The organism is Aeromonas sp. s9 (genome assembly GCF_040907765.1).
Lineage (GTDB): Bacteria > Pseudomonadota > Gammaproteobacteria > Enterobacterales > Aeromonadaceae > Aeromonas > Aeromonas caviae.
The window spans coordinates 13,177-25,876 of the sequence record NZ_JBFOCK010000072.1; the positions used below are offsets into that span (position 1 = coordinate 13,177).

13 protein-coding genes, 4 tRNA genes and 1 pseudogene are annotated in these 12,700 nt (G+C 61.6%); 13 read left to right on the top strand and 5 right to left on the bottom strand.

Annotated elements, in window-relative coordinates:
* Positions 1-125: 125 nt before the first annotated feature.
* Positions 126-1,697 (top strand): cyclic diguanylate phosphodiesterase, encoded by a 1,572-nt coding sequence (locus tag AB5Y54_RS14645; protein WP_041213989.1) that lies wholly within the window; start codon positions 126-128, stop codon positions 1,695-1,697.
* On the opposite strand, the gene AB5Y54_RS14650 is transcribed toward AB5Y54_RS14645, so the two are convergent.
* Positions 1,694-2,611 (bottom strand): LysR family transcriptional regulator, encoded by a 918-nt coding sequence (locus tag AB5Y54_RS14650; protein WP_279474302.1) that lies wholly within the window; start codon positions 2,609-2,611, stop codon positions 1,694-1,696. The genes AB5Y54_RS14645 and AB5Y54_RS14650 overlap by 4 nt on opposite strands.
* Positions 2,612-2,687: 76 nt before the next feature.
* On the opposite strand from AB5Y54_RS14650, the gene AB5Y54_RS14655 reads away from it, so the two are divergent.
* From AB5Y54_RS14655 to mdtD, 4 genes are all read left to right on the top strand, one after another.
* Positions 2,688-3,305, top strand: coding sequence for a LysE family transporter (locus AB5Y54_RS14655; protein WP_010675804.1), 618 nt, complete (start codon positions 2,688-2,690; stop codon positions 3,303-3,305).
* Between the two features lie 115 nt (positions 3,306-3,420).
* Positions 3,421-4,827, top strand: coding sequence for a D-arabinono-1,4-lactone oxidase (locus AB5Y54_RS14660; protein WP_368153948.1), 1,407 nt, complete (start codon positions 3,421-3,423; stop codon positions 4,825-4,827).
* Positions 4,828-4,898: 71 nt separating this feature from the next.
* Complete coding sequence (locus tag AB5Y54_RS14665) at positions 4,899-6,026, top strand: GTP-binding protein (RefSeq protein ID WP_029314837.1); 1,128 nt, start codon at positions 4,899-4,901, stop codon at positions 6,024-6,026.
* 22 nt (positions 6,027-6,048) lie between these two features.
* Positions 6,049-7,476, top strand: coding sequence for a multidrug transporter subunit MdtD (gene mdtD, locus AB5Y54_RS14670; protein WP_223919390.1), 1,428 nt, complete (start codon positions 6,049-6,051; stop codon positions 7,474-7,476).
* A 9-nt stretch (positions 7,477-7,485) separates the two neighbouring features.
* On the opposite strand, the gene AB5Y54_RS14675 is transcribed toward mdtD, so the two are convergent.
* From AB5Y54_RS14675 to folB, 3 genes are all read right to left on the bottom strand, one after another.
* Positions 7,486-7,968 (bottom strand): YbaK/EbsC family protein, encoded by a 483-nt coding sequence (locus tag AB5Y54_RS14675; RefSeq protein WP_042864868.1) that lies wholly within the window; start codon positions 7,966-7,968, stop codon positions 7,486-7,488.
* Positions 7,969-8,085: 117 nt separating this feature from the next.
* On the bottom strand, positions 8,086-8,595 hold the full coding sequence (folK, locus tag AB5Y54_RS14680; protein ID WP_053288102.1) for a 2-amino-4-hydroxy-6-hydroxymethyldihydropteridine diphosphokinase: 510 nt from the start codon (positions 8,593-8,595) through the stop codon (positions 8,086-8,088).
* On the bottom strand, positions 8,595-8,966 hold the full coding sequence (gene folB, locus AB5Y54_RS14685) for a dihydroneopterin aldolase (protein ID WP_010675798.1): 372 nt from the start codon (positions 8,964-8,966) through the stop codon (positions 8,595-8,597). The genes folK and folB overlap by 1 nt, the downstream gene beginning before the upstream one ends.
* A 171-nt stretch (positions 8,967-9,137) precedes the next feature.
* Here folB and plsY point away from each other — a divergent pair, with 171 nt between their 5' ends.
* From plsY to AB5Y54_RS14720, 7 genes and pseudogenes are all read left to right on the top strand, one after another.
* Positions 9,138-9,800 carry a glycerol-3-phosphate 1-O-acyltransferase PlsY gene (plsY, locus tag AB5Y54_RS14690; RefSeq protein WP_053288103.1) on the top strand — a complete coding sequence of 221 codons (663 nt, stop codon included), beginning with the start codon at positions 9,138-9,140 and terminating at the stop codon, positions 9,798-9,800.
* Between the two features lie 47 nt (positions 9,801-9,847).
* A tRNA-Phe gene (locus AB5Y54_RS14695) sits at positions 9,848-9,923 on the top strand.
* 52 nt (positions 9,924-9,975) lie between these two features.
* Positions 9,976-10,051 (top strand) — tRNA-Thr (locus AB5Y54_RS14700).
* A 3-nt stretch (positions 10,052-10,054) separates the two neighbouring features.
* Positions 10,055-10,130, top strand: a tRNA-Phe gene (locus AB5Y54_RS14705).
* Positions 10,131-10,138: 8 nt separating this feature from the next.
* Positions 10,139-10,214: transfer RNA gene (locus AB5Y54_RS14710), tRNA-Asn, on the top strand.
* 98 nt (positions 10,215-10,312) lie between these two features.
* Positions 10,313-10,492, top strand: a pseudogene (locus tag AB5Y54_RS14715) (IS3 family transposase); the annotation flags it as partial.
* Between the two features lie 395 nt (positions 10,493-10,887).
* Complete coding sequence (locus tag AB5Y54_RS14720; protein WP_223937767.1) at positions 10,888-11,256, top strand: hypothetical protein; 369 nt, start codon at positions 10,888-10,890, stop codon at positions 11,254-11,256.
* A 267-nt stretch (positions 11,257-11,523) separates the two neighbouring features.
* Here AB5Y54_RS14720 and AB5Y54_RS14725 read toward each other — a convergent pair whose 3' ends face one another.
* On the bottom strand, positions 11,524-12,003 hold the full coding sequence (locus tag AB5Y54_RS14725) for a MarR family winged helix-turn-helix transcriptional regulator (RefSeq protein WP_010672813.1): 480 nt from the start codon (positions 12,001-12,003) through the stop codon (positions 11,524-11,526).
* A 163-nt stretch (positions 12,004-12,166) separates the two neighbouring features.
* On the opposite strand from AB5Y54_RS14725, the gene AB5Y54_RS14730 reads away from it, so the two are divergent.
* Positions 12,167-12,694, top strand: coding sequence for a hypothetical protein (locus tag AB5Y54_RS14730; RefSeq protein WP_010672814.1), 528 nt, complete (start codon positions 12,167-12,169; stop codon positions 12,692-12,694).
* The last annotated feature ends 6 nt before the right edge of the window (positions 12,695-12,700 follow it).

Genomic DNA, 12,700 nt, shown 5'->3' on the forward strand with positions numbered 1-12,700 from the left:
GTCGATTTGCCTGGTACGCGCGTTGCGCTTTCGTTGTCTGGCCATGATGGCCCCACCGTTTCCTGGTGGGCACTTTTATACCGCGGTACCTGCGAAGCGGGCCCGCGCATTGCGGCGTGGTTGCTATGTTTCTGTTCCGGATTGATCTGGCCCGCATGAAGTGGCGCCTTGGTTGTGCCCTGCTGGTGTTGGCCCTGCCCCTGGTGGTGGGAGGGTGGATGGTGCACGACAGCTACGAGCAGGAGCTGAAAAACGATGCCAGTGCGTCAGCCAGCAAGGCCAGAACCTTGCTGGAGCGCATGCTGGATCAGGCCGAGCGGGCCAACCTCGAGGTATTGCCGCTGGCCGGTCGACCTTGCAGCGACAACCTGTTGCTGCTGCGCAAGCGGGTGGCGCTGGAGCCTTTCCTGCGCTCCATCAATCTGGTGCGACAGGGGATCATCAACTGCACCTCGCTGTTCGGGCCTGCCAGGGAAGTGGATGACGGCTCCCGCTACACGGATCGCAAGTTGCTGCTGATGAGCGGCAACCTGGTGCGCAAGAATCACCCCTTGCTGGTGGTGCGTCAGGAGCGGGGGCGTGATGCGGCACTGAGCGCCATTGACAGCAGCCAGCTCAGTTTCATGCTCACCCTGAGCAGCGATCCCAGCGAGCTCTTCTTGCAGGTGGGGTCCGCCTGGCTCGATGAGTCCGGCCACTTCCAAAGCGATCCGCCGAAACTGCACAGCAAGTTTGCCCTGATACTCGCCTCCCAGCGTTACCCCTTCACCATCCACGCCGGTTATGCGATGCCGATCTACTGGCGTGCCCTGTGGGAGGCTCGCCATCTGCAACTGATCTGGCTGGGAGCCAGTTCGCTGGTGCTCTCACTGCTGGTGTGGTGGCTGCTTGGGCGGCCTGGGGCCCTGACGGACGAGCTGAGGCGCGGGCTGCGAGCCAGGGAATTTGTCCCCTATCTGCAACCGCTGATCGCCAGCAAGGGCGGCAAGATGGTGGGAGCCGAGGTACTGATGCGCTGGCAACATGCCACCGAGGGGCTGATCCGCCCCGATCTCTTCATCCCCCAGGCGGAAGAGTCTGGCCTGATCGTGCCCATGACGGTCAACCTGATGAAGACGGTGGCCAAGACACTCCACCCGGTACAGGAGCAGCTGCCCGAGGCATTTCACATCAGCTTCAACATCAGTGCCATCCACTGCCGGGACCTCTCCCTGGTGGCGGAGTGCCGCGACTTCCTCGGCCATTTCGTGCCGGGACGGGTGGTGCTGGTGCTGGAGCTCACGGAGCGGGAGCTGCTGGTGACCAGCCCGCAGACCCTCTCCCTGTTTCGCCAGCTCGACGAGATGGGGGTGCAGCTCGCCATCGATGACTTTGGCACCGGCCACTCCAGCCTCATCTATCTGCAGCAATTCCACGTGGACTATCTCAAGATCGACCGCTCCTTCATCGGCCGTATCGGGACGGAGTCCCTCTCCGAGCACATCGTGGACAACGTCATCGACCTTGGGGGACGGCTGGGTTTGTCCCTGGTGGCCGAAGGGGTGGAGACGGAGCAGCAGGCCGCCTATCTGAGAGGCAAGGGGGTCCAGTATCTGCAGGGATACCTGTTTGCCCGCCCCATGCCGATACGCCAGTTCTGCCGGGAGCTGACGGCGGGAGAGATACAGGTCGCCGCCGGGCGCACCGCCCAGGGCTAGGCCGGGCCCACAAGGCTGTGCAGCCAGTTCACCAGGATGTCGTGGGGGCTGCCGGGTTCGGGAGGGGCGGGGGCGAGCAGGTGATAGCCGGTGCCGTCGGGGACGAAGCCGAGCGGTGCCACCAGCAGACCGGCCTCGATATCGTCGCACACCTGCCGGTAAGGGCCGATGGCGACTCCCAGCCCGGCGACTGCCGCCTGCAGGCTGAAATAGAAGTGCTCGAAGGTCTGACCCGGCACCTCCTCGTCGGCGGGCATGCCTGCGTGCTGCTGCCACTCCAACCAGGCGCCCGGACGGGTCTTGGTGTGCAGGCGGGGGGCCGTTGGCCTGAGGGCCTGCACATCCCCCCTGGGTTCAAAAAAGTGCGCCACCTTGCCCGGCGGGCAGACAGGGCCGGTCCGCTCTTCGAACAGCAACTGGCTGTAGAGCTCGGCAGGCCAGTGAAAGTCGTTGCGCCGGATGGCGAGATCGATGCCGCTGCCAAAGCTGAGGGCGCCGCCGCCCGCCATCAGGTGTACGTCCAGCTCCGGGTGCAGGGCCTGGAAGGCGGGCCAGCGCGGGATCAGCCAGCGCATCAGGAGGGTGGGTTCGCAGGAGAGTACCAGCGACTGGGGACGGCTCTGCTGGCGCAGGGCCTGCGCCGTCTGGCGGATGCTGCCCAGCCCCTCTCTGACCGCCTGATAGAACCGTTCACCCGCGTCGGTCAGAAAGACCCGGCGCTGGCGCCGCTCGAACAGCATGACCCCCAGATCCTCCTCGAGCAGTCGTACCGCCCGGCTGATGGCGCCATGGGTGAGATGCAGTTCATCGGCGGCGCGGCCGAAATGCTCGGTGCGGGCCGCCACCTCGAAACAGCGCAGGGCGGTGAGGGAGGGAAGCGAGAGGGCTTTTTGTGAGTTTTTTTCACCATTCATGTCAGAAATCATCGTTCGTTATTGGTGTTATTGGCAAATAAAATAGCCGATATCCTCTCTAATCAGGACTCTTTTCATGACCGAACTGTTAGCCGTTGTCGCCATTACCCTCTTTGCCGTCATCAGCCCCGGGCCCGACTTTGCCATGGTGTCGCGCAACAGCCTGCTGCTCTCGCGCCGCACCGGCGTGCTGACGGCGATCGGCATCGCGGCCGGGGTCTGCGTGCACGTGGCCTACACCCTGCTGGGGGTGGGCCTGCTGATCCAGCAATCCCTCTGGCTGTTCAACCTCATCAAGCTGGCGGGGGCCGCCTATCTCATCTTCCTCGGCATCAAGATGCTGCGGGCCAAACCGGCTGCCGATGAAGAGAGCATCTGTCAGCCTGCCCTCTCCAGTCTGGGTGCGCTGCGCACCGGATTTCTGACCAATGTGCTCAATCCCAAGACCACCATCTTCATCGTCAGCCTCTTCATGCAGGTGGTGCAGCCGCAGACGCCGCTGGCGGTCCAGATCGGCTATGGCGCCTTCATCGCGCTGGCGCACGCCCTCTGGTTTGGTGCGGTGGCGCTCTTCTTCTCCACTCCTGCGGTGCGGGACCGACTGCTGGCGGTACGCCACTGGATCGATCGGGTGTTCGGGGGCCTGCTGGTGGGATTCGGCATGTTGCTGGCATTGACCCAGCAGACGCGCTGAGGCGGGGAGGGGCGCTCCCCCTATCCACCCCCGACTGTAGGGTCTTGTTTTTCATGCCTTGGCAGCCACTTTTCGGTAGAATTGGCGCTCATTTTGAAGTCAGATGAGGCGCGGTATGACGGTCAGGTTCCAGGCATTTCACAGCATCAAGGCGATTGGCAATCGGGAGGTGCTGTTCAACTGGTCCAGAACCAACCCCCTCGGCGCCCTTGATCAGGTGTGGCGCCCGACGACCCGTGACGAGCTGCAGCAACTGCTGCGGGAATACCCCGAGCGCAAGCTGCGGCTCATCGGCTCCGGCCTCTCTTTCGAACCCATCCACAGCGTCTACGCGGAAGGCAGCCAGGCGCTGCTGGTGGACCTGCACCACCTGCGCGGCCAGCTGGACAAGACTGCCGATACGGTGACCTACCTGGCGGGGACGCCGCTTGATACCGTCTATGCCGACCTCATCGCCATGGATCGCATGCTGCCGGCGTCCCCCGGCGTCATCGGCATCCAGACCCTGGGTGGCGCCCTCAGCACCGGCACCCACGGTCAGGGGCTGCATCAGTCCGCCCTGTGCGATGCGGTAGAGGCGATGACGGTGATGCTGGCCAATGGCGAGATCATCCGGGTTGATCGATCCGACCCGCGTTTCGGCGCCTTCGTGATGGGCATGGGGATGCTCGGCATCCTGCTGGATGTGACCCTCAACACTGTGCCCAACCGCATCATGCGCTGCACCAAGTTCACCACCGACTACCCCTTCCTGCTGGAACACAACGAGCGCCTCAACCGGGAGCACGCCTTCGTGAAGAGCTGGTGGTTCGCCTGGACCGGCGAGAGCCACATCTGGCTGGTGGATCCCGCCTCCGATGACGAGGTGGCCCGCTACCGCGCTGGGGGCAGCGAGCCGCTGGTGCTGGAGGGAGACATGGACGAGCGCATGAACCTGGCGCTCAATGCCACCATAGACGCGACCCTGCAGAAGATGGCCAGAGACACCAAGGACGAGGCCAGGGCAGGCGAGCACTTCGAGACGGTGCGCCGCTTCAAGGACGCCTCGGATCTGGTGGGCAACGTCTACCAGATCCTCTGCAAGGGGATCCCGGCGCCCCAGATCAACTGCGAGGTGGCCGTGCCCCTCGAACGCATGGGGGAGGCCCTTTCAATCCTGCAGGCATGGCAGGAGGCGAACCCCGGCGTGCTGCACTACCCCTTCATCCTGCGCTGCACCGGTCCCTCCGTGGCCTGGCTCAGTGCCGCCCATGACAAGTCGGTGTGCTGGATAGGTTTTTTGGTCTATCTGGCGGCGGACGGGACCTTTGTCGGGGGCTCCATGGAGCAGATGCGCGAGTTGCAGCAACTGCTGGTGCCCCTCGGCGGCATTCCCCATTTCGGCAAGCACCTGGCGATGGACCTCTACGACTTCCCGGCCCTGTTGCCGCGCTGGCACGACTTCCTGGCCCTGAAGCGGGAGCTTGACCCCCATGGCCGTTTCGAAAACCGCTGGCTCGGCGACCTGTTCGCCAACCGGTAAGGATCTGACATGACCGATATGCAAGACACTCGCTTACTCATCCTCCTGCCGATCAGAGGGGGGGCAACCCGATGACAGACATGCAAGACACCCGCATCCCCGTGACCCTGCTGACCGGTTTTCTCGGCAGCGGCAAGACCACCTTGCTCAACCACTGGGTCAAGCAGCCCGAGCTCGGGGAGTGCGCCGTGCTCATCAACGAGTTCGGCTCCGTGGGGCTGGATCACCATCTGGTACAGCAGGTGGACGAGCAGGTGGTGCTGCTCGATTCCGGCTGCATCTGCTGCTCGGTGCAGGGCTCTCTGGTGGAGGCGCTGCAGGGGCTTTTCATGAAGGCCATCCAGCGCAAAATCAAACCCTTCAAACGGCTGATCATCGAAACCACTGGTCTGGCCGATCCGGCCCCCGTGCTGTTCACGTTGAGGGAAGAGGGCTTTATCGCCCAGCGCTACCGCTTCGACGGCACCGTCACCGTGGTGGATGCCGGTCATATCGAGCAGCAGCTGGCCGCTCAATATGAGGCGGTCAAACAGGTGGCGCTGGCGGATCTGCTGGTGGTGAGCAAGGGCGATCTGGTGGATGAAGAGACCCTTGCGAGGGTGGAAGCCCAACTGGCGGCCCTCAATCCGGCAGCCCCCATCCAGCGGGTCAGCAATGGGGTGCTCTCGCCCGCGGTGCTGGAGAAGCTCGGCGCCTACAACGAGGCGGCGGGGCGCGACGTGCGCCAGTTGCTGGCCTGGCTGCGTACCGAATCCCCGAAACAGGGGCTGGCTTCGCCCATGCAGCCGAAGATGACGCCGTTTGCCGCCAAGGTGGGGACGGCCGCGCCCACCCGCTTCGAGCACGGCAATATCGAAAGTTTCTCCCTGCGCATCGGCGAGCCGCTCAAGCCTTCCCGCCTGCTGGCCGCCATCGATGCGGTGCAGGCGCAATACGGCGATGCCCTGCTGCGTCTCAAGGGGATATTGCAACTGGAGGGGGAGAGCCAGCCCGTGGTGATCCACGGCGTGCACGGCCAGCTCTATCCGTTGCAGGCGCTGGGGGAGTGGCCCGAAGGCAAGGCCCAGTCCCGGCTGGTGTTCATCGTGAAGAGCCAGGACAGGGTAGGCATAGAGCAGTTGTTCCTCTCGACCCTCAAGGCTCCCGAACCCAGCCTGGAAGAGCACCTCAAGGCCATGCTCGGCCAGCCGGATGCCTGATATGCTGATATGACCCGCGCTCGTGCGGGTCTTTTCTTATGTGATGAGGAGAGACAGAACCATGCCTGACAGCTCCCCGATGGTGACGCCCGCCCAGCGCAAATGGCTGCCCTGGCTGACGGCGGTCGGTTTTTTCATGCAGACCCTGGATGGCACCATCCTCAACACTGCCCTGCCCAGCATGGCCGAGGCCCTGGGCGAGAGTCCGCTGCAGATGCAGTCCGTCATCATCGCCTACATGCTGACGGTGGCCCTGCTCATTCCCGCCTCCGGCTGGTTGGCGGACAGATTCGGCACCCGCCGGGTCTATCTGGTCGCCATCCTGCTGTTTACCCTGGGTTCCCTGGCCTGTGCCATCGCCAACACCCTGCCCATGCTGGTGATCGCCCGGGTGTTGCAAGGGGTCGGGGGGGCCTTGCTGATGCCCATCGGGCGTCTGGCGGTGCTGCGGGTCTACAGCAAGCATGAGCTGCTGAGGGTGATGTCGTTCGTCACCATCCCCGGTCTGCTCGGCCCCCTCATCGGCCCGGCCCTGGGGGGCTGGCTGGTGGAGGTGGCGAGCTGGCACTGGGTCTTCCTCATCAACCTGCCGGTGGGCTTGCTCGGCTTCGTGGCGAGCTGGCACTTCATGCCCGACCTTCGCCAGCACACCGCCAGGTTTGACTGGCAGGGGTTTGTGCTGTTCAGTGTCGGCATGGTGCTGGTATCCGTCGGTCTGCAAGGCCTGGGGGAGCACAGCATCTCAACCGGCTGGGCCCTGTTTGCGGTATTGTTCGGTCTGGCCGCCATGGCGAGCTACTGGCTCTATGCCGCCACGGCGGAGCAGCCCCTGTTCAGTCTGGCGCTGTTCAAGACGTCCACCTTCGCCATCGGTATCTGGGGCAATCTGTTTGCCCGCCTCGGCAGCGGCGCCATGCCGTTTCTCACCCCGCTCTTCCTGCAACTGGGGCTCGGCTTCTCCCCGAGCAAGGCGGGGATGACCATGATCCCCACGGTGATCGGCGCCATGCTGACCAAGACGCTGGTGAACAAGCTCATTCCGCGCATCGGTTATCGCCGCATCCTGATCGGCAACACCCTGGCGCTCGGGGCCATGATCGCGAGCTTCTATTTCATCGACAACCAGGTGCCCCACGGCGTACTGCTGGTGTGGCTGGCGGTCTTTGGCGCCATCAACTCCCTGCAATTTTCCGCCATGAACACCCTGACCCTGCAGGATCTCAGCAGCGAGCACGCCAGCAGCGGCAACGGTCTGCTGTCGGTGGTGATGCAGCTCTCCATGAGCCTGGGGGTGGCCATCGCCGCCAGCCTGCTGGGACTCTTCTCCATCGGCCAGCCCGAGGAGAGTGGCCGCTGGCTGGAGGGGTTCCACCTTACCTATCTGTGCATCGGCCTGATGTCCATGCTGGCGGCGCTGATCTTCGCCCAGCTGGCGCGGGAAAAGCGCTGAGTCCCAGGCTCAGGGGGCGGGCAGGTAGCTCACGTCGCAGGGCAATCGGGCCAGCAGTCCGGCCAGGTGGGTGGTCTCCAGCAGGAAAGTCTGCTCGGGGTGGCCCGGCGTCCAGGTAAAGGCATGGTGATTCATGAGCACGGGATCCACCAGCAGGGGGATGTCGGCGCGTGGCAGGAAGGGGCAGACGGCTCCCGGCAGGCAGCCAATCTCGGTCTGCATCTCGTCGGCGGTGCAGATGGAGGGTTTGGCACCGAGCGCCGCCTTGACCGCCTTGCTGTCGAGCCGGCCGTCCCTGTGGGTCAGCAGCAGGGCGAAGCGACCATCCTTGAATTTGAGGAAAAGGGTCTTGCTGAACTCGGCCTGCCAGCCGAGGCGAGCCTTGACCCGCTCGTCGGTGGCGTAATCGAGGATGGGTTCGTGCTCGAAGCGCTGGTGGGGCAGGTCGGTGAGCAACTGACGGTTGAAGTCGTGAATGGCATCGAGTGGCATGGGGTTCTCCTGTGATGGCGGTCATCCTGCCACTTGCACCGGCGCAGGCCCAATCACCGTTTCTTATCCGTCATCAGCGGAGTCATCAACAAGGGCACCCGAGGGTGCCCTTGTTGTTCAGTGATGCTGCAATTCGCCCGCTTTCCAGTGGAAGGGAATGGGGTCAAGGCGCTGGGAGGCTTTGTCGTAACCTGCCCACAGCTCACCGATGGTGCGACCATCGATGGGGTGGCGGAATGTGGGAGCCAGCTCCGCCAGCGGCCAGAGCACGAAGGCGTTGGTGAGGATCTCGCCGCGCGGCAGCACCAGCGGCGTCTCGCAGACCAGCTCGCCGTAGAGCAGCAGATCGAGATCCAGGGTGCGGGGGGCGAACTTCTTGGCATCCGGCTCGCGGCCGTGAGCGAACTCCATGGCGCGCAGCCGCTGGCACAGGGTCGACAGGGGCAGCTCGGTATCGGCACCCACCACCAGGTTGTAGAAGGGGCGGCCGTTGAAGCCCACTGCCTCGCTCTCGAATACCCGGGAGACCTGCAACTCGCCGAATTCGGCGTGCAGGGCATCGAGGCCGGCGCGGATATGGCGTTCCCGATCGATGTTGGATCCCAGACTGATATAGATGCGGGTCATCAGTTGGCGCTCGCAGCCGGCGTGCGATGGCGCAGGATCTCGACCCCGACGCCTGCCGCATTGGGCACGGCACCCGGTTTGGTCAGGGTCACCTTGACCCACTGTACCCGCTCGTCTTCCAGCACCAGGGCGGCGACCTGCTCGGCCATGGTCTCGACCAGCTCCACTATCTTGCCCTGGGCGTGATCACAGATCTTGCGAGAGAGGGTGGCGTAATCCAGCGCCAGATTGATATCGTCGGTTGCGGCGGCTGGGCGATTGTCAAACCCCATCTCGAGGTCGAAACAGAGCTTCTGGCGAATGCCCTTCTCCCACTCATATACCCCTATGGTGGTCAAAACCTCGAGTCCGCGAATAAACACCTTGTCCATGACAGTACTTCTTCTTTACTCTTGATGGGCTGTGAAAACAGCGCAGGGATGCAGGCCCGGCAAGCAGATTGCCGCTGGCGGCCGGTTTGGGCGACACGCTTTCGGGCAAGCCCGGGCCTGGGAATGTGGCCCGCATCATACCCCATTCATATCGTGGTAAAAACGACCAAGATGACGGCCCTGACGATTTTGATGATTATTCTGGCCTATCTGGGCGGCTCGCTGTCCAGTGCCGTGCTGGTTTCCCGCATCACGGGTCTGCCGGATCCCCGTGACCATGGTTCCCACAACCCGGGGGCGACCAATGTGTTGCGCCTCGGCGGCCGGATGGCGGCGCTGATCGTACTGCTTCTCGACGTGCTCAAGGGGATGGCCCCCGTCTACCTCGCCTGGTATCTGCAGATCAAGCCCGTCTACCTCGGCTTTATCGGGGTGGCCGCCTGTCTGGGCCACATGTACCCCCTCTTCTTCCACTTCCGTGGCGGCAAGGGCGTCGCCACCGCCCTCGGTACCATGCTGCCCATCGGCTTTGCCATGGGCGGCGCCGTCATCACCACCTGGCTGCTGGTGCTGCTGGTGAGCGGCTATTCGTCACTGGCGTCCATCGTGACCGTGTTGCTGACCCCGCTCTTTACCTATCTGCTCAAACCGGAATACACGTTGCCGGTCTCTCTGCTCTCCTGTCTCATCCTGATCCGTCATCACGAGAACATTACCCGCCTGCTCAAGGGGGAGGAGTCCCGCCTCTGGGGGCGCCGGGGAGCGGTCCCGCCAACAGAAGTGATGAAAATGGATGATGCTGCGCAAAAAAGAGACGAACGAGACGAAAAGTGAAATTTCCCGTTGACCACCTGCCCTAAAATCCGTTTAATAGCGCCCACGCCCAGATAGCTCAGTCGGTAGAGCAGGGGATTGAAAATCCCCGTGTCGGCGGTTCGATTCCGTCTCTGGGCACCATATTTTGGTGCCATGAAATAAAAACGTGTTCATGCACAATGGTTTGAAGTGTGCCGGCTTAGCTCAGTAGGTAGAGCAACTGACTTGTAATCAGTAGGTCACCAGTTCGATTCCGGTAGCCGGCACCATTTGCCCAGATAGCTCAGTCGGTAGAGCAGGGGATTGAAAATCCCCGTGTCGGCGGTTCGATTCCGTCTCTGGGCACCACGAATAATTCCTCCTTAGCTCAGTCGGTAGAGCGACGGACTGTTAATCCGCAGGTCGCTGGTTCGAGCCCAGCAGGAGGAGCCAATTAAAAAGCCCAGCAGCAATGCTGGGCTTTTTCTTTTCCCATTGTCCCCGTCCTGAATATGGCTTATACCTTCTTCCCCGAATAGATGGAGATCTCGATGGGACAAGGTGTGAAACGCACACAGCGCGATTACTCACTGAGGTTTAAATTGTCCCTGGTCGAGCAGATTGAAAAAGGTGAACTCACCTACCAGTAGACACAATTCCAATATGGCATTCAGGGCAATTCGACCATTCTGGTATGGTTGCATAAGCATGGTCTGCAGGGTTGGAGCCAGGGAGCATCGATTAGAGCTGGCAGGATCACATCATGCCTGATCCCGGCAACCAAATGTCTGAACAGCGTATCAAGGAGCTCGAGTAGCTGGCGCTGATGAGCCTGGAGGCTCAGTTCTTTGAAGGCGCCTCAATCGTAAAAAACGACCTGGTAAGCTCTCTCGCAGCGGTATGTCGAAAAGCTGACCATCTTCAGTGCTTGCTGGTTCCTCGGAATAAACCGTTAGGCTGACTACAATCGCAATCGGGTCGCCGACCTGCGTCATGCACAAGGGCAGCAGGTAGTGAGCTTTGTGCGCAAAGTTCACTACGGGTGGGCATCCACAAGTAGCATTATCTGCTGCAGGGCCAAGACGATGCTGGGCTGACGGTCTGGTGGGACAGACTGTTTAGGATATTGGCCGAGCACCGTCTGTTGGTGCAGCCCAAACGGGCCTATCACAAGACGCTCCACAGTTTTCAGCGTTTCTATCGCCATCCCAACTTGCTCAAACCCGGCCCGGTGAAAATCACTGCGGTGGCGCCAGGGCAGGTCTTGGTTGCCGACATCACTTACCTGCCGGCAAAGAGCGGGCCACTCTACCTGAGCCTGGTGACGGATGCCTTCTCGCGTAAGATAGCGGGGCATCACGTGCACGAAGGGATGCATGCTGAGTTGGTTGTGATGGCGCAGAGCACTGAAGCAACGGCGTGGCAGCGGGGAGTTTATCCATCACTCGGACGGCAGGGTGCAGTATTGCTCAGGCTTGAATCAGACGCTGTATGAACGGTACGGAGTACAGTACTCGATGACTGATGGGTATGACTGTTATCAGAATGCGCTGGCAGAGCGGGTGAACGGGATACTGAAAGGAGAGTTGCTGTAGCAAAGCCCGTAGGACCTGGTGTAGACGAGGAAGATGGTGCATAAGGTGGTGGGTAGTTATAACCTAGAATGATCGCATTAGGCCTCGCAATGCAGAATCCCCGATGCGGTACATCGGGTTCTGAGTGCCAGAAGTTAACTGAAAACATGTAAACGGACTTCAGGATTTCAGGCCCGCTCTTCGGTCAGGGGGCTGACACTCAGCACGGGGGCGGCATCGATGCCGTCGGCATTCATCATGGCGGAGATGCGTTGCAGGGATGAGAGCAACAACCCTTGCTCCCAGTTCTCCAGCGCCTGAAAACGTTGAATGAAACTCTCCTGCAAGGGGGTCGGAGCCTGGGCAAGCAGGGCGCGTCCCGCGTCAGTGAGCGTTGCATGCACCTTGCGTTTGTCGGTTTCGCTGCGAATGCGCTGTACCAGCTGGCGGCTCTCCAGCCGGTCCATGATGGTGGTGGCGGTGGCCTGGCTCATGTTGGTGTGATCCGCCAACTGGCGCATGGAGATCTGGCCAAGCTCGTCGATGCCCTTGAGCAGCAGGAGTTGAGGCGAGGTCAGGCCGGCCTCCTTGATCAAGCGCTTGGAGTGCATGTCGATGGCACGGATGATCTGGCGCAGGGCGATCAGCACTTCATCATGTTTTTCCATGGGGTCTGGGTCATCGCAGGGCTGTGGAGAGGCGCGAAATTCTCCGCCTAATCCATAACAAGGTCAATATGGTTTTTGATGTAATGGTTTTAGCTCTAATGAATATTGTGTTAGGTTATCGGACAATTGCCCCATTCCAACCCGATATTTGAGGAGTGAAATCATGCATGACGACCTGGATATCAAGTCCCTGGTTGCCGACCTGCGTGTGGTCAGAGTTCGCTATGAACTGCCGGACACCGCAGCATTTGTGCGTTATCAACCTGCCTATGACGAGGACCCCAACAACCTCAAGGTACACCACTACGATGGTGAGCTGCCGCTCTCTTGCAGCAACACAGGTTCTTTCAGTCTAAAGGAGTTGGTCAATGAGCTGCGCTATGCCTATGTGCTGGTTCACCTCTTCCCCGACGAGAGTGCCATGAACTTTTATCTGGCGGGTCTGGACAATGGGCTGGCACAGCTGGAGTTCATCGGTGGCTCCTATGACTTCAACCGCCTCTGGATCACCAGCGGTGTCTCCAATCTGGGGGTGCCCATGGCTATCTTCCTCGGCAAACGCCACGCAGTGAACGGCCAGCCGTCGGTGACCCTGGTGGATCACCGTGAGCAGGTGGCAGGTCGTCTGGCCTATCGCGCCATCGGCGGTGCCGGCGATCACGTGGGTGAAGACTTTTTCAACAACGACTAAGGAGGC